Source organism: Methylobacterium tarhaniae (assembly GCF_001043955.1).
Classification (GTDB): Bacteria; Pseudomonadota; Alphaproteobacteria; order Rhizobiales; family Beijerinckiaceae; genus Methylobacterium; species Methylobacterium tarhaniae.
Genome location: NZ_LABZ01000258.1, coordinates 1 through 19,318, shown reverse-complemented (window position 1 = coordinate 19,318; position 19,318 = coordinate 1). Strand labels below are relative to the sequence as shown.

General features: G+C 71.8%; 14 protein-coding genes and 1 pseudogene. 12 read left to right on the top strand and 3 right to left on the bottom strand.

Annotated elements, in window-relative coordinates:
- Positions 1-270: 270 nt before the first annotated feature.
- The gene (locus VQ03_RS27795; RefSeq protein WP_048454163.1) at positions 271-1,626 is read right to left on the bottom strand and encodes an MdtA/MuxA family multidrug efflux RND transporter periplasmic adaptor subunit; all 1,356 of its coding nucleotides are present in this window, start codon (positions 1,624-1,626) and stop codon (positions 271-273) included.
- Between the two features lie 311 nt (positions 1,627-1,937).
- On the opposite strand from VQ03_RS27795, the gene VQ03_RS27790 reads away from it, so the two are divergent.
- The 3 genes from VQ03_RS27790 to recD2 all read left to right on the top strand — a co-directional run bounded on the left by VQ03_RS27790 (position 1,938) and on the right by recD2 (position 5,802).
- Positions 1,938-2,579 carry a DedA family protein gene (locus VQ03_RS27790; protein WP_048454162.1) on the top strand — a complete coding sequence of 214 codons (642 nt, stop codon included), beginning with the start codon at positions 1,938-1,940 and terminating at the stop codon, positions 2,577-2,579.
- A 135-nt stretch (positions 2,580-2,714) separates the two neighbouring features.
- Positions 2,715-3,548, top strand: a complete 834-nt coding sequence (locus VQ03_RS27785) for an FkbM family methyltransferase (RefSeq protein WP_048454161.1) — start codon at positions 2,715-2,717, stop codon at positions 3,546-3,548.
- A 55-nt stretch (positions 3,549-3,603) separates the two neighbouring features.
- Positions 3,604-5,802 (top strand): SF1B family DNA helicase RecD2, encoded by a 2,199-nt coding sequence (gene recD2 / locus VQ03_RS27780; RefSeq protein WP_048454160.1) that lies wholly within the window; start codon positions 3,604-3,606, stop codon positions 5,800-5,802.
- A gap of 226 nt (positions 5,803-6,028) precedes the next feature.
- Here the strand turns inward: recD2 and VQ03_RS27775 are convergent, their stop codons facing one another.
- A complete protein-coding gene (locus VQ03_RS27775) occupies positions 6,029-6,565 on the bottom strand; it encodes a DUF2244 domain-containing protein (protein ID WP_048454159.1) in 537 nt (178 codons plus the stop codon).
- Between the two features lie 20 nt (positions 6,566-6,585).
- Between VQ03_RS27775 and nth the strand changes: the two genes are divergently transcribed.
- From nth to VQ03_RS27750, 5 genes are all read left to right on the top strand, one after another.
- Positions 6,586-7,401 (top strand): endonuclease III, encoded by an 816-nt coding sequence (gene nth, locus VQ03_RS27770; protein WP_083468259.1) that lies wholly within the window; start codon positions 6,586-6,588, stop codon positions 7,399-7,401.
- A 209-nt stretch (positions 7,402-7,610) separates the two neighbouring features.
- The gene (locus VQ03_RS27765; protein ID WP_048454158.1) at positions 7,611-7,895 is read left to right on the top strand and encodes a hypothetical protein; all 285 of its coding nucleotides are present in this window, start codon (positions 7,611-7,613) and stop codon (positions 7,893-7,895) included.
- Positions 7,896-8,039: 144 nt separating this feature from the next.
- Positions 8,040-9,794, top strand: a complete 1,755-nt coding sequence (locus VQ03_RS27760; RefSeq protein ID WP_048454164.1) for an efflux RND transporter periplasmic adaptor subunit — start codon at positions 8,040-8,042, stop codon at positions 9,792-9,794.
- 13 nt (positions 9,795-9,807) lie between these two features.
- On the top strand, positions 9,808-12,948 hold the full coding sequence (locus VQ03_RS27755) for an efflux RND transporter permease subunit (protein ID WP_048454157.1): 3,141 nt from the start codon (positions 9,808-9,810) through the stop codon (positions 12,946-12,948).
- 26 nt (positions 12,949-12,974) lie between these two features.
- Positions 12,975-13,352 carry a hypothetical protein gene (locus VQ03_RS27750; protein WP_048454156.1) on the top strand — a complete coding sequence of 126 codons (378 nt, stop codon included), beginning with the start codon at positions 12,975-12,977 and terminating at the stop codon, positions 13,350-13,352.
- A gap of 310 nt (positions 13,353-13,662) precedes the next feature.
- Here VQ03_RS27750 and VQ03_RS27745 read toward each other — a convergent pair whose 3' ends face one another.
- Positions 13,663-13,917: an acyl carrier protein gene (locus VQ03_RS27745; protein ID WP_048454155.1), complete on the bottom strand. Its 255-nt coding sequence runs from the start codon at positions 13,915-13,917 to the stop codon at positions 13,663-13,665.
- Positions 13,918-14,119: 202 nt separating this feature from the next.
- Here VQ03_RS27745 and VQ03_RS27740 point away from each other — a divergent pair, with 202 nt between their 5' ends.
- The 4 genes and pseudogenes from VQ03_RS27740 to VQ03_RS27725 all read left to right on the top strand — a co-directional run.
- Positions 14,120-15,304 (top strand): acyltransferase family protein, encoded by a 1,185-nt coding sequence (locus VQ03_RS27740; RefSeq protein WP_048454154.1) that lies wholly within the window; start codon positions 14,120-14,122, stop codon positions 15,302-15,304.
- Between the two features lie 301 nt (positions 15,305-15,605).
- Entirely contained in the window at positions 15,606-17,591 is a 1,986-nt protein-coding gene (locus VQ03_RS27735; protein WP_048454153.1) for a GumC family protein, read from the top strand.
- Between the two features lie 7 nt (positions 17,592-17,598).
- Positions 17,599-18,804, top strand: coding sequence for a hypothetical protein (locus VQ03_RS27730; RefSeq protein WP_048454152.1), 1,206 nt, complete (start codon positions 17,599-17,601; stop codon positions 18,802-18,804).
- Positions 18,805-18,937: 133 nt separating this feature from the next.
- Positions 18,938-19,318 (top strand): annotated as a pseudogene (locus tag VQ03_RS27725) (response regulator); the annotation flags it as partial.

The window sequence follows — 19,318 nt, the reverse complement described above, 5'->3', positions numbered from 1 at the left end:
AAGTCTCTGAGTCGTTCGGAGACCGGATTTCGCTTCTCTTGCTCCATCCACCCCTCCTCAAGCTCGCCGTCCCTGAACCCTCCCCCCTCTGCGGGGGAGGGTGCCCCGCGCATGCGGGGCGGGAGAGGGGAACCACGTTTCCGGATGACGCGGAACCGTTCTGAAGGGCGCCAGGTCTTGAAGCGTCGCGCTGCCCCTCTCCCTGCTCACTCCTTTCGCCACCCTCCCCCGCAGAGGGGGGAGGGTTATCGGCGGTGCGTCTCACGATGGTCACGGGTTCTGGCTCTGCCGACGGCGATGCGGGCGCTCGCCCTCGGGACGGGGAGTCTCCGGCTTCGGCTGGGCCGCAGCGCCCTCCCCCTCCATCGGCTTCGCCGCCTCCGGCCCGGCCGCCGTCTCCGGCCGCCCGCCGGTCACCCGCACCGACGCCCCGTCCTTCAGCCGGTCGGTCCCATCCACCACCACCCGGTCGCCGACCGCCAGTCCCTTGGTCACCACGGTCCGCACGCCGTCGCTCTCGCCGATCTCGATCGGGCGCACCGCGACCTTGTCCTCGCCGGTGAGGAGATAGACGTAGGTGCCCGGCGTGCCGCGCAGGACGGCGGCGGCCGGCACCAGGGCGGCATCGCGCACCGTGTCGACGTCGAGGCGGGCATTGACGAACTGGTTGGGAAACAGCCGGTCGTCCTTGTTGGGGAACAGGGCGCGCAGCTTCACCGTGCCGGTCGTCACGTCGATCTGGTTGTCGACGGTGTCGAGATTGCCGCGGGCGATCTCGGTCGTGTCCGACCGGTCGAAGACCCGCACCGGCAGGGTGGCGCCGGCGCGCAGCCGCTCCATCACCCGCAGCAGCACGGTCTCCGGCAGGGTGAACAGCACCGAGATCGGGTGGAGCTGGGTGACCACGACGATGCCGGTCGAGGCGGCGGTGACGTAGTTGCCCTGGTCGATCTGGCGCAGGCCCACCCGGCCCTCGACCGGCGCGGTGATGCGGCCGTAACTGATGTTGAGCTTCTGCTGGTCGATCTGCGCCTGGTCGGAGGCGACGATGCCCTCGTACTGCTTGACCGTCGCGGCTTGCGTGTCGACGTTCTGCTTCGAGATCGAATCCTGACGGTTCAGGGTCTGGTAGCGGGCGAGGTCGAGGCGGGCGTTCTGGAGCAGCGCCTGGTCGCGCAGGAGCTGGCCCTGGTACTGCGCCAGCAGCGCCTCGTAGGGCCGCACGTCGATCTGGGCCAGGAAGTCACCGGCCTTGACGGTCTGGCCCTCGCGGAACCCGATCTGGGTCAGGTAGCCGCTCACCTGCGAGCGGATCGTCACGGTGGCGAGCGGCGTCACGGTGCCGAGGCCCGACAGCACCACCGGCATGTCGCCCTTCTGGACGGTGGCGACGCCGACCGCCTGCGGCCCCTCCCCGCCCGCGCCGCGACGCCCGCCGCCGCGCCGGCCGGCGCCGGCCTGCTGGGTTTCGGGCTTCCTGAACCCGTCCGGGAGATAGGTGCGGTAGGCCCAATAGCCGAGGCCCGCGAGCGCCAGCAGCACGAGGAGCCAGACCAGCCCGCGGCCGCGCCGGCGGGGCGGCGCCTCGACCGCGTCGTCGGTCCGGATGGGAGACAATTCGTTCATCGACCTGGACAACCCGGACCTGGAAACACCAACCGACCCCCCGTGCGACGCCTCTCATGTCGTGCCGGCGGCGCGGCCTTGCGCCTGTGGCACGTCGCCCCCGGCAAGTCGCCCCGGTACGTCGCCCCGGCACGTCTCCTGCGCAGGGTCATTCCACACGGCAATGCGTCGCCAGTACGACGGCGATGTTGCCTCACGATTGCTGAACGCGAGCCGTGCGTTGCCCTGGAAGAGCCACGATCGATCCCCTTATCTCGGGGCATCGGGGCGCGACACGGCGCCGCCCGACATCGAGTGTCAGCGGTACGAGAATGCATTTCCTCCACGACCTGCCGGTCGCCGACCTGATTTCCCATTACGGCTACTGGGCGATCTTCCTGGTCATCACCCTCGAGAGCGCCGGCGTGCCGATGCCGGGCGAGACGGCGCTGATCTCCGCGGCGGTCTATGCCGGCTCGACGGGGCAGCTGCGCATCGGCCTCGTGGTGCTGGCGGCGGCAGCCGCCGCGATCATCGGTGACAATGTCGGCTACTGGGTCGGTCGGCGCTGGGGCATGCCGCTGCTGCTCAAGCACGGCTCCAAGATCGCCCTCGACCACCGTCGGCTCAAGCTCGGCCAGTATCTCTTCCAGCGCCACGGCGGCAAGATCGTGTTCTTCGGCCGCTTCACCGCGATGCTGCGCGCCTACGCGGCGCTGCTCGCCGGGGTGAACCAGTTCGATGCCCGCCGCTTCTTCCTGTTCAACGCCGCCGGCGGCATCGCCTGGGCCTCGCTGATGGGCTTCGGCGCCTATCTGTGCGGACGCTCGATCGAGCACGTCGTCGGGCCGATCGGCCTCGGGTTGCTGGCCTTCGTGGTGTTCGGCGGCATCGCCCTGTGGCTGTTCGTGCGCCGGCACGAGGCGCGGCTGACCTCGGAGGCCGAGCAGGCGATCCCCGGCCCGCTCGCCTGAACCGGTCCCGGCCCCGCGGGCCCGAGGCGGTCCATTGCCGCCCGCCCGCCGGGGTGGCATGAGGCGCGCCACGAGACTTCCACCTGTCCCGCCTTGCGGGGCGGCCGCGGTGCGCCGCGGCTTCGAACCGGCCCGATGACACAGACCACCCACCCCTTCGGTACCTACGCGCCCGCCGGGCTCGTGCGCTGGATCGTCTCCCGCACCGAGCGCCTGCCCGACGAGAGCTGGGGCGCACGGCGCCTCGCCCTGCTCCTGCGCCGCTGCGCCATCCGCCTGCTGCGCGGCCGGCCCCTCGACGTCGAGCGCTACGGCGCACGGATGCGGCTGCACCCCTACAACAACAACTGCGAGAAGAAGGTACTCTTCACCCCGCAGTTCTTCGACCCGCTCGAGCGCCAGATCCTGGCCGGGCGGATCGGGCCGGACTGCGTCTTCCTCGACATCGGGGCGAATGTCGGGGCCTACGCGCTGTTCGTGGCCGCCGCCGCCGGCCCCGGCGCGCGGATCCTGGCGGTGGAGCCGCAGCCGGACATCTTCGACAAGCTCACCTTCAACATCGCCCAGAACCCGTTCGGCAGCGTCAAGGCGGTGGCCTGCGCGGTGGCTGACAAGGCCGGCGAGATGACCCTGTTCGTCGATCCCCGCAACCGCGGCGAGTCGAGCCTCAAGGTGGTGGGCACCAACGAGGGCGCGGCGATTCGGGTGCCGGCGGTGTCCCTCCTCGACCTGGTGCGCGGCGAGGGCCTGACCCGGATCGACGCGATCAAGCTCGACGTCGAGGGGGCCGAGGACCTGATCCTGGAGCCATTCCTGCGCCAGGCACCGCCTTCCCTGCATCCGCGCCTCCTCGTCGTCGAGGACGGCACCGACCTGTGGCAGACCGACCTCGCCGCCCTCCTCGCCCGCCACGGCTACCGCCAGATCGCCAAGACGCGGCTGAACCTGATCTTCGAGCGGGAGGGGTAGAGGACCGGGCGGCCCTTGCGGGCCCTCCCTCCCCGCCCGATGTGATGGCGTGCCGATGGCCGCCTTCGCCGCTCCCCCGCGCTCCCGCTCGCCCGACGCCCTCGCCGGGTCGATCGAGCGCGTCACCTTCCACAATGCCGAGAGCGGGTTCTGCGTCCTGAAGGTCAAGGCGCGGGGCCGGCGCGACCTCGTGGCGGTGATCGGCCACGCCCCGGCGGTGGCGGCGGGCGAGTGGGTGACCGCCACGGGCGCCTGGGTCAGCGACCGCGAGCACGGGCTGCAATTCCGCGCCGACACCCTGGCGGCGACCCCGCCCACCGGCGTCGAGGGCATCAGTCGCTATCTCGCCTCGGGCCAGATGCGCGGCATCGGGCCGGAGATGGCCAAGCGCATCGTCAAGGCCTTCGGGGCCGACACCTTCGCGGTGATCGAGGCGGCGCCGGAGCGCCTCACCGAGGTCTCGGGGATAGGCCCGACCCGGGCGGCCCGGATCACGGCGGCCTGGGCCGAGCACAAGGTGGTGCGGGAGATCATGGTGTTCCTGCACGCCCACGGCGTCGGCACCGCCCGGGCGGTGCGGATCTTCAAGACCTACGGCACCGACTCGGTCCAGGTGATGACCGAGGATCCCTACCGGCTCGCCCGCGACGTGCGCGGCATCGGCTTTCGCACCGCCGACGCCATCGCGGCGAAGCTCGGCCTGTCGCCGACGGCGCCGGAGCGCCTGCGCGCCGGCCTCGCCTACGCGCTTCAGGCCGCCATGGACGACGGCCATTGCGCCCTGCCGGTGCCGGAGCTGATCACCCGTGCCGCCGAACTGCTGGCGGTGGAGGCGGGCCTGCTGCGCACCGCCCTCGTCGAGGAGATCGGCGGTGACTCGGTGGTGATGGACACGATCGCCGACGTGCCGCACCTGTTCCTGCGCGGCCTGCACGCGGCGGAAGCCGCCATCGCCGAGCGGCTGATTGCCCTCGACGACGCCCCCCTGCCCTGGGACGAGATCGACGCGGGCGCAGCGTTGGCGAAGGTGGAAGCCGAGACCGGCCGGCCGCTCTCGCCCTCGCAGAGGACCGCCGCCGCGACGCTCCTCAACGCCAAGGTCGCGGTGATGACCGGCGGGCCCGGCGTCGGCAAGACCAGCACCCTCGACGCATTGCTGCGGATGCTCGACGAGGCGAAGGCCGAGGTGCTGCTCGCCGCTCCCACGGGCCGCGCCGCCAAAAGGATGAGCGAGCAGACCGGCCGCGAGGCCAAGACCATCCACCGCCTGCTCGAGATCGACCCGCGCCACGGCGGCTTCCAGCGCAACGAGCACAGCCCGCTCTCCTGCGACCTCCTGGTGCTGGACGAGGCCTCGATGATCGACGTGCCGCTGATGAACGCTCTCACCCGGGCCCTGCCGCGCCATGCCGCGCTCTGGCTCGTCGGCGACGTCGACCAGCTGCCCTCGGTCGGACCGGGCCGGGTGCTCGCCGACGTGATCGACTCGGGCCGCGTCGCGGTGGCGCGGCTCACGGAGGTCTTTCGCCAGGCGGCCGAGAGCCGGATCGTCACGGGCGCCCACCGGATCAATGCCGGGCAGATGCCGCAAGGCGCCGACACGCCGGACGGCGACTTCTTCGTGGTGCGGATCGACGATCCCGAGGCCGGGGCCGAGAAGCTGGTCGAGATCGTCACCCGCCGCATCCCGCGCCGCTTCGGCCTCGACCCGGTCAAGGACGTGCAGGTGCTCTGCCCGATGACCCGCGGGGCATTGGGGAGCCGTCATCTCAACCAGGCGCTCCAGCGGGTGCTGAACCCGAACCCGGCCGTCTCGGTCGAGCGCTTCGGCTGGGTCTTCGCCCCCGGCGACCGGGTGATGGTGGGCCAGAACGACTACGACCGCGAGGTGTTCAACGGCGATCTCGGGGTGGTGCTGCGGGTCGATCCCGAGGAGGGCCTGCTCACCGCCGGCTTCGACGGGCGCGAGGTGACCTGGCCGTATGAGGAACTCGACGCGCTGAGCCCCGCCTACGCCATCACGATCCACAAGTCGCAAGGCTCGGAATACCCCGCCGTGGTGATCCCGGTGGCGACGCAGCACTACACGATGCTCGCCCGCAACCTGCTCTATACGGGGGTGACCCGGGGCAAGAGGCTGGTGGTGCTGGTGGCCCAGACCCGCGCGGTGGCGATCGCGGTGCGGGGCGGGGCGAAGCCGCGGTTCACCAAGCTGGCGGAGTGGTTGCGGAAGCCGGCGAGGAAGAGAAAATAGGCGTCATTTCCATCAGCAACAATACTGGTGTCCTCCGCGTCATCCCGCGGCGCGTCGAAGACGAGAACCCGGGATCCATAACTGCCGACCGTCCAGGAAGAAGCGAAGCGCGGCTCGCCTTGTCTTGCATCGTCAGTGGTGATGGATCCCGGGCTCCGCTTTCGCGGCTCCGGAATGACGCGAAGGGTGTCAAACCGATTCGGGCCGATCGAACAGGCTCAATCCCTCAATACCCCTTCTTCACCTCCGCCAAGGCCCGCGTCAGCCCCTCCGCCACCGCCTGCCGCTCCGCCGGCGAGGCGTCGCGGGCGACGAGCACGCGCTGCCCGCGGGACACGAAGGACAGCGACAGGAGCCCGTATTCCTCGTCCTCGACCTTGTGCAGCCGGGTCCAGAGCGGGTTGAAGCGCCACTCGGCCCGCTCGCCGCGATGGCTGACGCGCGCGACCAGCACCTCGATCTGGCTGATCACCACCTCCTCGAAGGAGCGGCCGCGGCGGGCATTGAGGGTGAGCGCCAGCCACAGGGCCGCGATGTCGAGGCCGAAGAAGCCGGTGACCGGCCACATCCCCATCTGCAGGAAGGCGAGTCCCGTCACCAGCGCGACGCCGCCGCAGGCCACCATGACGACCCGGAAGCCCAGGCGCGACAGGGAGCAATGCGGCCGGATGGTCGCGGAATAGACCGGGCGCTCGATCGCGTCCGGGTCGCGCCCGTAGGGGTGCCGCGTCCTTGCGTCGTCCGGTGCCTTGCCGCTCGCCATGCGCCCAATATAAGGCACCCATGACTCGCCGGAAGCAGGCCGCCCCCGACAAAATCACCGCACCTGCGAAGGTGGGACTCGCCAAGCCGAGTCTTGCGAAGGCGGGACTCGCCAAGCCGAGTCTTGCGAAGGCAGACCCTGCCAAGGCGGGGCTGGTGAAGCCCCTCACCGCCCGCGCGATCACGCCGGAGCCGGTCGACGCCGCGACTTTGCGGGAGATCTTCGCTCGTTTGAGCGCCGCCAACCCCGAGCCGCGCTCCGATCTCGAATACCTGAACCCCTACACGCTCCTCGTCGCGGTGGTGCTCTCGGCCCAGGCGACCGACAAGAGCGTCAACCTCGCCACCGCGCCGCTGTTTGCCCGCGCCGACAACCCGGCGGCGATGCTGGCCCTCGGCGAGGAGGTGGTGCGCCACCACATCCGCACGATCGGGCTGTTCAACACCAAGGCCAAGAACGTCATCGCGCTGTCGCGCATCCTGATCGAGGAGCATGGCGGCGAGGTGCCGCGGGCGCGCGCGCACCTGGAGGTGCTGCCGGGCGTCGGCAAGAAGACCGCGAGCGTGGTGCTCAACGTCGCCTTCGGCGAGCCGACCATCGCCGTCGACACCCACATCTTCCGGGTTTCGAACCGCATCCCGCTCGCGCCCGGCAGCACCACCGACAAGGTCCAGGCGGGGCTGGAGGCGATCGTCCCCGAGCCCTACCGCCTCAACGCCCATCACTGGCTGATCCTGCACGGGCGCTACACCTGCAAGGCGAGGAAGCCCGAATGCTGGCGCTGCGCGATCGCCGACCTCTGCCGCTACCCGGACAAGACGGCGGGGCCGGGCTGAGCGACGCTCCCGCTTCCTTCCGATCCCGAATCTGCTATCCTGGGGGCATGACCCTGCCCCACCCCCTCGCACGGCTCCTCGCCGTGGTGATCGTTCTGATCGCCGCGTGCGTCAGCGCGTCGGTGGTCGGGGCTTCTGCGGCCCAAGCTCATCAGGGGCGTGGTCATCAAGGGCATGCGCATCAGGGCTACGCCCACCACGGGAAGGCCGTGGACGCGCCCGCCGCGGCGGTGCTCACGCTGGCCGAGGCGCGCTCCGCCGCGCAAGGCCCGCGCCTGACCGCCGCCGACCCTGACGAGGCGCCGGCCGCCCGGCCCTGCAACGGGCTGTGCTGCCTGATGGGGGCCTCCTGCTGCGTGCCCGGCCTGCTGCCGGACGGCCTGGCGGCGTTTCCGGCTCTCACACCGGCCCGCCGCCTGACCGCGGCCGAGGACGCGCTGCCCGCCGGCATCGCACCCGACTCCCCCGCGAGACCCCCGAGACCCTTCGCCTGACGCCCGCGTCCCGCGCCGGTGCGCCGCCCTGACGGGTGGCCGCCCGCGGGCGCACCCAGACGTCCGCCCGCGAAGGTCCACCCACCCATGTCCCCGTTCCGGTTGCCGGCCGCGTCGCGTGCGCTGGCCGCGGCGCTCGCCCGAATGACACTCGCCCTCTTGGCGCTGCTTCACTTGGCGCTGCTCCTCTTGGCGCTGCCGTTCCTCTCCCCCCTCGCCCGCGCCCACGAGGGCCACGACCACGGCGCCCCGCAGGCGCCGGTCTCGAAGACCATCGCGCCGCGGGGCGAGGCGTCCTCCGCCGCCTTCGAGCTGGTGGCGATCCCCCGGGGCGACGCCCTGGTGCTCTATCTCGACCGCTTCGCCACGGGCGAGCCGATCACCGAGGCCACCCTGGAGGTCGAGACGCCGGCCGGCCCCGCCACGGCCGAAGCCACCCCGGACGGCAGCTATCGCCTGCCCGCCCCCTGGCTCGCGACGCGCGATCCCGGCCGGGACCACCTCGACCTCGTCGTCACGGTGACGGCCGGTGCCGAGGTGGACGTGCTGCCGCTGAGCGTCGCGCTGCCGAAGGCCGCCGAGTCCGCCCAGGCCGGGCAGGAGGCGGGCCATGCGGCCGCGCCTGACTCGGGGCATGCGGGCGAGGGCTGGCTGCACAGGCTCGCCGAGGCCGTGACCAACCGCCTCGCCGCCCGCGATCCCGGCGCCGGCCTCGCCGCGGCCGGGGGCTTCGTGCTCGGCCTCGCCGCCATGGGGCTGATGCGGGCCGGGCGCCGGGCGCCGGTCCTCGCCGTGCTGGTGCTCGCCGCGGCCCTGGTCCTCGGCGCCACCGCCTTCGCGTATGAAGGAGCGGGCCAAGGCCATCCCGAGGTCCGCGCGGCCTTCGTGCCCCCGCCCACCGACCTCGCCCAGCGCCTCGCCGACGGGGCGGTGTTCGTGCCGAAAGCCACCCAGCGCCTGCTCTCCCTGCGCACGCAGGTCGCGGCCGAGGGCGCGTTCCGCCGCACCGTGTCGCTGCCCGGCCGCATCATCCCGGACCCGAATGCCAGCGGCGTGGTGCAATCCTCGGTCGGCGGGCGCTTGGCGCCGCCGCCCTCGGGCACCTTCCCGCGGCTCGGCACCAGGGTCCGCGCGGGCGAGGTGCTGGCGCTGGTCACCCCGCCGGTGCAGCGGGTCGACCTCTCCGACATGCGCCAGCGCCAGGGCGAGCTGGACCAGCAGATCGCCATCGTGCAGCGCCGGGTCGACCGCTACCAGAAGCTTAGCCTCGGCGGCGCGGTCTCGCAGGTCCAGCTCGACGAGGCGCAGGACGAGTTGAAGGGCCTCAAGGACCGCCGCACCGCCCTCGACCGCATCCGCCAGGAGCCGGAGGTTCTCACCGCCCCGGTCGGCGGGGTGATCGCCGAGGCCGCGGCCGTGGCCGGCCAGATGGCCAATCCCGGCCAGATGGTGTTCCAGATCGTCGATCCGGGGAAGCTCTGGGTCGAGGCCCTGAGCTTCGACGCCCTGACGCCCGCTTCTGATGCCGCCGCGCGGCTCGCCGACGGCCGCAGCCTGCCGCTCGCCTATCAGGGCGCGGGGCTCGCCGACCGCAACCAGGCGATTCCGGTCCAGTTCGCGATCCAGGGCGGCACGGAAGGCCTGCGGGTCGGCCAGTTCGTCACCGTGCTCGCCGCCACCGATGCCGAGCGGAAGGGCCTCGCCCTGCCGCGGGCGAGCGTGGTGCGCACGGCGAACGGCCAGGACGTGGTCTACGCCCATACGGGCGCCGAGCGCTACGAGGCGAGGCCGGTGCGGGTGGCACCTCTCGACGGGACCCGGGTGCTGGTCGAGGCCGGGGTGACGCCCGGCACCCGCGTGGTGGTCCAGGGCGCCGAGCTCCTGGACCAGGTCCGGTAGGGAGAGGCGAAACATGTTCTCCTTCCTGGTCGCGCAATCCCTGCGCAACCGCCTGCTGGTCCTGGCGCTGGCCTGCGTGCTGGTGCTCTACGGCGCGTTCAGCCTCACCCGGCTCCCGGTCGACGTCTTCCCCGACCTCAACCGCCCGACCGTCACCATCATGACCGAGGCCGAGGGCTACGCGCCCCCCGAGGTCGAGCAGATGGTGACCTATCCGATCGAGACCCGGCTCAACGGCCTGCCCGGGGTGACCCGGCTGCGCTCGGTCTCGGGGGTCGGCCTGTCCGTCATCTATGTCGAGTTCGCCTGGGGCACCGACATCTACCGCAACCGCCAGCAGGTCGCCGAGCGGCTGAGCCTGGTCCAGGACCAGCTGCCCCGCGGGGTCACGCCCCAGATGGGCCCGGTCTCCTCGATCATGGGCCAGGTGATGCTGATCGCGGTGACGGGCGAGGCCCTGTCGCCGATGGAGCTGCGCGAGACCGCCGATTTCGTGCTCCGCCCGCGCCTCCTCACGATCCCGGGCGTCGCCCAGGTCATCCCGATCGGCGGCGAGGTGCGCCAGTTCCGCGTCGCCCCGAACCCGGCGGCGATGCGGGCGCTCGGGCTCACCAACGCCCAGCTCGATGCGGCGCTCCAGCAATTCGGCACCAATGCCGGCGGCGGCTTCACCGACCAGTATTCCCGCGAGTACCTGATCCGGAACATCGGCCGCACGATGAGCCTGGAGGATCTGCGCGACCTCGTGGTCGGTGCCACCGGCAACGCCCCGGTGCGGCTGCGGCAGGTCGCCGAGGTCTCCTTCGCGGCGAAGGCCAAGCGCGGCGAGGGCGGCTACCAGGGCAAGCCGGCAGTGATCGTCTCGGTCGAGAAGCAGCCCGACATCGACACCGTGGCGCTGACCCGCTCGATCGAGGCGGCGCTGAAAGAGATGGCGCCCTCGCTGCCGGCCGGCATCTCCGCCGACAGGATCCTGTTTCGCCAGGCCGACTTCATCGAGACCTCGATCGGCAATGTCGAGCGGGTGCTGGTCGAGGCGATCGCCGTCGTGGCGCTCGTGCTGTTCGCGTTCCTCCTGAACGTCCGCACCACGCTGATCTCGCTCACCGCGATCCCCGTCTCGATCCTGACGACGGCGCTCGTGTTCCATCTCCTCGGGCTGTCGATCAACACCATGACCCTCGGGGGGCTCGCCATCGCCATCGGCGAGCTGGTCGACGACGCGGTGGTCGATGTCGAGAACATCTTTCGGCGCCTGCGCGAGAACCGGGCCGCCGGCAATCCGCGCCCGGTCTTCGACGTCGTGGTGTCGGCCTCGAACGAGGTGCGCTCCGGCATCGTCTACGCGACCGCGATCATCGTGCTGGTCTTCGTGCCGCTCTTTGCTCTCTCGGGCATCGAGGGGCGGCTCTTCGCGCCGCTCGGCCAGGCCTACATCGTGTCGATCCTGGCGAGCCTCGTGGTCTCGATCACCCTGACGCCGGTCCTCGCCTCCTGGCTGTTGCCCGGCATGAAGAGCCTGGAGGAGCACGAGAGCCGCTTCATCCGCGGGCTCAAGCGCCTCAACGCCGCCGCCCTGGCGGTGGTGTTCGGCCATCAGCGCCTGCTCGTCGGCACGGTCGCCACGCTCGTGGCGGGCGCGGGGATCGCCGCCTCGCAACTGCCGCGGGCCTTCCTGCCGCCGTTCAACGAGGGCTCGTTCACCGTCACCATGGCCTTCACCCCCGGCATCTCGCTCACCGAGAGCAGCCGGGTGGGCGCCATCGCCGAGCGGCTGCTGATGGAGATCCCGGAGGTCGCGGCGGTCGGACGGCGCACCGGCCGGGCCGAGCTCGACGAGCATGCCGAGGGCGTCCATTCCTCGGACCTCGAAGTGGCGCTCAAAGGGGGGGGCCGGCCGAAGGCGGAGCTGGTGGCCGAGATCCGCAATCGCCTCGCGGCGCTGCCGGTCTCGGTCAATGTCGGCCAGCCGATCTCGCACCGTCTCGACCACATGCTGTCCGGTGTCCGGGCCGAGATCGCCTTGAAAATCTTCGGCGAGGATCTCGATGCCCTGCGTCGCGTGGCGGCGTCGCTCCAGGAGCGGATGCGGTCGATTCCGGGCCTCGCCGACCTCCAGGTCGAGAAGCAGACCCGGATTCCGCAACTCGAGATCCGGGTCGATTACGGCCGTGCCGCGCTCTACGGGGTGCAGCCGGCGGCGGTGGTCGACCAGATCAGCCGGCTCTCCAACGGGCGCCTGGTCTCGACGGTGGTCGACGGCTATCGCCGCTTCGACGTGGTGCTGCGCCTCCCCGAAGCGCAGCGCACCACGACGGGCCTTGGCGACCTCCTGATCGAGACGCCGTCCGGCTGGGTGCCGGCGCGCCAGGTCGCCGACATCCGCGAGACCGACGGCCCGAACCAGATCCTGCGCGAGAACGGCAGGCGGCGCCTCGTCGTGATGGCGAACACCGTGCCTGGGTCCGACATGGCGGAGATCGTCGCGGCGATCCGCAAGGCCGTCGCCGCCGAGACCCTGCCGCCCGGCGCCTTCGCGAGCCTCGAGGGCACCTTCCAGGCGCAGGAAGAGGCGAGCCGCACCATCGGGGCGCTCTCGCTCGTCTCCCTCGGGCTGATCTTCGCGCTGCTCTACAGCCGCTACCGCTCGGTCGCGCTGGCGCTGATCATCCTGTGCAGCGTGCCGCTCGCCCTCGTCGGCTCCGTGGCGGCCCTGTGGCTCGCCGGGCAGCCGCTCTCGGTCGCCTCGATGATCGGCTTCATCACGCTCACCGGCATCGCGGCCCGCAATGGCATCCTCAAGGTCAGCCACACCCTGAACCTCGCCCTCCACGAGGGCGTGCCGTTCGGGCCGGGCCTGGTGGTGCGCGCAAGCCTCGAGCGGCTGACGCCGGTGCTGATGACCGCGCTCTCGGCCGGCGTCGCCCTGGTGCCGCTCCTCTACGACGCGGCGAGCCCCGGCAAGGAGATCCTGCACCCGGTCGCGGTGACGATCTTCGGCGGGCTCGTCAGCGCCACCCTCCTCGACGCGCTGCTGACGCCGGTGCTGATCCTGCGCTTCGGCCGCCGCCCGCTGGAGCGCCTTCAGGCGGCGCGGGAGGCCGCGCCGGGACGCGCACCTCCGGGCGCCGCGCCGGCGGCCGACCTGTTCTGATCCCCCTCACCCCGAGAGAGACACCGATGCTGATCCAGAGACTTCTCACCCTCGGCGCCCTGGCCGTCGCGCTGCCGCTCTGCGCGCACCAGGCCTGCGCCCATGACGGGACCGGGCACAAGGGCGGGCGGATCGCCGATGCCGGCCCCTACCACATCGAGCTCGTGACCCGGGACCGGACCGTCGAGGTCACGATCTACGACGCCAAGGAGAAGGCGGTCTCCCCGGCCGGCTTCAAGGGCACGGCGATCCTGGTCGTCGGCGGCAAGCCCGCCCGCGTGGTCCTGGCCCCGGCCGGGACGGGCCTCGCCGGCGAGGCCGAGATGCCCCTCGGCGCGACCCCGAAGGGCGTGGTGCAGATCACCGGGCCGGACGGCGCGGCGGCGAGCGGCAAGTTCAACTGAGCGGGGTGCGCTCCGGCGCATCGGCGCAGACCCGTTCGGGCTTGGTACACCTCACAAGATTCCCGCTGCGCTGACGCGGCCATAGCGAGCCACGACAGCGATCGGGAGTTTTGTGAGTGATACGGTTTCCGGAAGATCCCTTCCGGAAACCGTATCACCAGCCCGCGCGGCGCCTGAGCGAAGCCGGTTTCCGCATCGCGAAGCGATCAGCCGGAAACCGTATGACACCGAGCCAGCGCCTTCGCGTCCGCTCGAAGGCGTCCGGTAAGGGGCCGGCTCCTGGTCCGGGCCGGTGGCAGCGACAGCCGGTTCACGCCGCCTTTCGCAGCACCTGCCCCGACACGAAGCTCCGGATGTTGCGCACGGTCGAGAAGACCTCGCGGCTGAGCAGGTGTTCCGGAAACTCGAGTCCGAAATGCTCTTCCAGGTCCATCATCACCTGGACCGCGCCGAACGAGTCGAGGCCATGATCGAACAAGCAATCGTCATCCGAGAGTCGATCGATCCTGCCGGCGAGGGTGCCGTGGCGTGCCAGAATCGATCGGATGTCCTGCGAAGAAGCCATCGCCCGTCCTCAATCTTCGTTGCTCGGGCTTAGGGAGATACAAGACGGAAATCAAACGCCATCTGCGAGGCTGGTGAATCGTCGTGTACCATGCCGGCGAATGCCCCTGATCCGGCATCGATCCTGCGGGCACGAGCGCGGAGCATCGGCCCGGCATCCCCGGACCGGACAGAGTGTTCGAGAACGGCACGGGTGGCGGTCCATGGGCGGGGGCGAGAGGACGGGGCGGTTCGAGGCGCTGGATGCGGGGCGGGGCGTCTGCGCGCTCGCGGTGGCGTTCTTCCACATGCCGCTCGTCCATCCGCTGAAGCAGCAGGTCTGGTTTCCGAACCTGCAATTCTGCGTCGACGTCTTCTTCGTGCTCTCGGGCTTCGTGCTGCTGCACGCCTATGGCGACCGGCTCGGGACGGGCCGGCAGGTCCTGCGTTTCGGGCTGATGCGCGTCGGCCGGCTCTGGCCGCTGCATGCCGCGACCCTCTCGCTGCTGGTCCTGCTCGAAGCTCTGCGCCTCGCCTATCTCTCGCACCATGCCGGCCCGGCGGTCGCGACGCCGCCCTTCGGGCCCGGGCACCGGCCGGTCGAGATCGTCACCCATCTCCTGTTCCTGCAGAACTTCCGCACCTTCGGCGATTACAGCTGGAACTTCCCGGCCTGGAGCATCGCGGTCGAGTTCTGGGCCTCGCTGGTCCTCGCCGCGACCGTGATGGCGGTGGGCCCCCGGGCGCGCCTCGCCTTCGCCGGAGGCGCGGCCGCCGGCGCCCTCGCCCTCTGGTGCCTGAGCCCGCGCACGCTGTTCGTGATCCAGAACTGGGGCATCGTGCGCTGCCTGTTCGACCTGTTCCTGGGCTGCCTCGCCTACACCCTGCGCGACGCCTTGCGCCTGCCGCGCCCCGCCGCGACCGGGGCCGAGGCCGTGGCCTGCCTCGCCCTGCCGGCCCTGGTGCTGCTCGCCCCGGCGGGGCCTGTCGGCTACGGGGCGAGCCTGGTCTTCGCCGCCGCGATCGCCCTGTTCTCGCACCAGCGCGGCGCCGTGTCGGATCTGGCCCGCGCCCGCCTCCCGCAATGCCTCGGCCGCTGGTCGTTCTCGATCTACCTGCTGCACCTGCCGGTGATCCAGGTCTGCACCACGGTCATGCACGCGATCGGGCAGCGCACCGGCCTGCCCAGGACGGTGATCGTCGGGCACGACCAGTACCTCGATGTCGGCTCGGGCCCGGCCAACCTCGCGGTCGCCGCCGGGCTGGTGGCCGTCACGGTGCCGCTCGCCGCCCTCACCTACCGCTTCGTCGAGCGCCCGTCCCTCGCCTGGTTCAGGCGGAACGACGCCCGCCTGGCCGCCTCCGCCGCGGCGATCCGGGCGGACGACGCGGTGCTTGCGCCGCGCTGAGCGCGAGCCTGCCCCGTCCCGACCTGCCCCGCCCTGACCTGTCTCAGTTTGGCATGGTCCCCCGGCCGCGGCGCTCGGCGGATCGGTAACCGAACCACGATTAAGTTCCTGTCCGCACCCTGCCGGATCAGGGACGGTCGAGGGACGGGCCTCGTCGGAAGACGATTGTTCGAGGAAGCCCGCCATCGGCCCGCGTGACGGATGATCGGAGCCGATATCCGCATCGCCGAACAGTCGAACGGATACCGCGATCAGGCATCGCATGAGGCAGGGGCACGAGATGTCGACGGCAGGGTCCGCCGTGGCCACCATCCGCGGCAGCGGCGGCACGCTCGCGGATCTGTGGGGCACCGCCCGCCGTCGCAGCCTGTGGATCGTCGCGAGCGCCTGCGTGATGGCGGCACTGGGCGGCCTGTTCGCGCTCAGGCAGGTGCCGACCTACCGCGCCACGGTCGAGCTCCTCATCGACCCGCAGGCGCTGCAGATCGTCGGGCGCGGCCTGTCGCGCCAGGACGCCCCGGCGCAGGTCGATTTCGCCAATCTCGAGAGCCAGTCGCTGATCCTGCTCTCGGCCAAGCTCCTCGACACGGTCATCGCGCAGCTCGATCTCGCCGACGACCCGGTCCTGACCCGGGGGGCGCCCCCCGGCGCCGACCGTGCGGTGGTGGCGCTCGAAGCCCTGCGCAAGCGGATCGTGGTGCGCCGGGTCGAGAACTCGTTCAACTTCCAGGTCACCGTGGCCTATCCGGATGCGCGGCGGGCGGCCGAGATCGCCAACACCGTCGCGGCGGAGTTCTTCGACGTCGGCGCCCGGGACCGGGTCTCGGCGGTGCGCCGGGCCAACCGGGCGCTGCTGACCCAGCTCGACGACCTGCGCGGCCAGCTCAACCGGGCCGACCTGGCGGTCGAGCGCTACCGGGCCGAGAAGGGCCTGATCGGCTCCGGCGATGCCGGCCTCCTGGTATCGCAGCAGCTCAAGGACCTCTACACCCAGATCACCGCCGCCGAGACCAACCTCGCCCGGCTCTCGGCCCGGCGCGAGCAGGTGCGGCAGCTGCGGGTGCCGGACGGCCAGGCCCAGGCGATGCCGGAGGCCGACACCTCGCAGGTGATGGTGTCGCTGCGCACCCAGTACGCCCAGACGGTCCAGGAGATCGCGACCCTCTCCCGCAGCCTCGGGCCGAGCCATCCGCAGATGGTCGGGCTGGCCGCCCAGCGCGCCGCGACCGCCCGGCTGATCGCGGCGGAGGCCGACCGGATCCGCCGCACCATCGAGGAGGACCTGCGCCGGGCCGAGGAAGCCCTGCGCCAGCTGCGCGGCCGGGCCGAGCGGCTGATCCAGAACCAGACCAGCAGCAACCAGGAATCGATCCGCCTGCGCCAGCTCGAGGGCGAGGCGGAGGCGATCCGGCGCACCTACAACCTCATCCTCGACCGGGTGAAGGACCTCGAGCAGCAGCAATCGATCAACCCGAGCAACTCGCAGATCGTGTCGCGCGCCACCGCGCCGCTCAAGCCGTCTGACACGCCGGCCCCGATCGTGGTGGCGGCCGCCGGCCTGTTCGGCGCCGTCCTCGGGCTGATCCTCGGCTTTCTCTACGACGTCTGGCGCGGCAACATCACCACCGTGGCCGGGTTCGGCACCGCCGCCCCGGTCTGGGCCCGCCTGCGGCGGCCCGGCCGCGCCGGCCGCGGCGAGAGCACCGAGCAGGCCCTCGTCACCGCGGCGCGCGAATTGCGCACCCGGTTCTCCGGCCGCGGCCAGCCGGTGGTTGTCACGGTGGCCTCCGACGGTCTCGGGCCCGAGCGCCAGCAGGCGGCGGAGGTCCTCGCCGACCTCCTGATCCGCCTCGGCGAGCCGGCCCTGCTGGTGCCCGAGCAGGCCCATGCCGAGCCGGGCCATGCCGAGCCGGTCCATGCCCGGCTCGGCTTCGGCGACGGGCCGCGCGGCGGCGCCCCGGTGCGCGGCAGGCTCGCCATCATCGATCCCGCCCGCGGGCCCGACCGGCCGGCGCGGCCCGAGATCATCGTGGCGGAGCGGGAGGTCGCGCGGGGCGACGGCTGGCTGTCGATCCCGGAGACCTCTGACGCGATCCTCCTCCTCGTCGCCCCGGGCCGGATGACCCGTGCCCGCCTGGAGGGCCTGCTCGAGACCCTCGACGGCGCCGGCCGCTTCCGGGCGCAGGGCCTCCTCGGCCTCGTGACGGTCGAGGCGCCCGGCGCCCGGCGCCCGGTCTGGCGGCTGCCGGCCCGCGCGCCCGTGCCCGCCGGCATGCGGGCGGCGTGACCGGCGCATGAGCGTCGCCCTCGCCCTGCCCGCCGCCGACCCGCGCGCGCCCTACCAGGCCCGGGCGGCCTTCCTGGTGCTGATCGGGGCGCTGGTCTTCAACGCCGCCCTCTGCTTCCTCAACACCGCCGGATTCCCGGTCTCCGGCGGCACCGTCATCGGCGCCGAGGTGGCGATCATCGCGGTCACCCTCGGCTTCGCCCTCGACGAGCGGCCGGGCCCGTGGCTGATCCTCGCCGGGCTCGTGTCCTACGGGCTGCTGCTGCTGGCCCTGCGCGGCTCGACCGACGTCAAGGGCCTGCGCGACTTCCTGATCCCGGTCGTGTTCTACAATCTCGGCCGGCGCCATCCCGACCTCGCGAGCGCCGACCGGGCGGTGCTGGCCAGCGGCGTCATCGTGGTGGTGATGGGCCTGGTCGAGTACGGCCTGTTCGACCTCTACCAGCAATACTTCAACATCGTGCGCTACTACGTGGCCCGCGGCAGCATGTCCCCGTCGGAGATCAACGAGCTGACCGGCTCGCTGTTCACCAGCGGCATCCGGCCGGATTCGCGCACCATCCTGCCCTTCCTCGGGCCGCACCGGGTCTCGTCGGTGTTCCTCGAGCCGGTCTCGGCCGGCAATTTCGGCGCGGTGCTGTTCGCCTGGGCGCTCCACCGCCGCACCATGCGGGGCCGGGCCTGGCTGTTCCTCTGCGCGGCCATGACCATCGTCCTGGCCGATGCGCGCTTCGGCGCCTATGTCTGCGTCGCCATCACGGGGGCGATGCTCGTGGGCTACCGCCTGCCGCGCCTGCTCTGGTTCGCCCTGCCCTTCACGATCCTGCTGGCGCTGACGGTCTACGGCTTCGAGAGCATGCAGGTGACCTGGCAGAACGACATCGCCGGCCGCCTGCTCTGGGCCGCCCTGCTCATCACCTCGCTGCCGCCGGAAGGCGTGCTGGGCATCATGCCGGACAAGCTCTTCCTGTCGGATTCCGGCTACGCCTACGCCCTGACGCAGGTCGGGGCGGCCGGCGCGCTGGTGGCCTGGGGCCTGTTCGTCCTGATGCCGGCGCGCAACCCCGACGGCTGGCGGCTGCGCTGCGCCATGGCGATCTATACCTGCCTCCTCCTCGTCATCAGCGACTCGCCCTTCTCGATCAAGACCGCGGCCTTGGTCTGGTTCATGCTGGGCGCGGCGGACGGGGCGGAGCCGGAGACCGGGGCTTGAGCGGGCCCCGGAACATCGGACGGGCCACGTCGCCGGCACAGCGTTAACCGAACCTTAAGCGGTGGCCGGCCCTGGTTGTACGGCGCGAAGACTTCCCCAGGAGTGTTCGCGGGTCGTGCCGTGGAACCCGTTCATGCTGGACTCGGTCCGGATCTCGCTCAAGGTGCTGAATGCGGCCCAGCTCGCGGCGGTGGCGGCCGCGGCTTTCGGGCTGGCCTGGTTCGGAGGCATGCTCTCCGGCGCCCCCCGCCCTGCCGGGATCGAGCGGCACGCCCTCGGCCAGACCCTCGTCCAGGCCGCGCGGTCCTATGCCGACGCGCTCGACGAGGAGCTGAGCGCCTCGATCAACGATGCCCGCAACGCCGCCCTGCTCCTGCGCCTCGACGACCCGGCCGTGCCCGATTCCTGGCGCGCGGGCCGGCTGGAGGACTGGCTCGCCCTCAACCCGCGCTACCGCGACGCCGCGCTCCTCGCCCCCGACGGGGCCTTGCGCGCCGCCGGCGGGCCGGCCGAG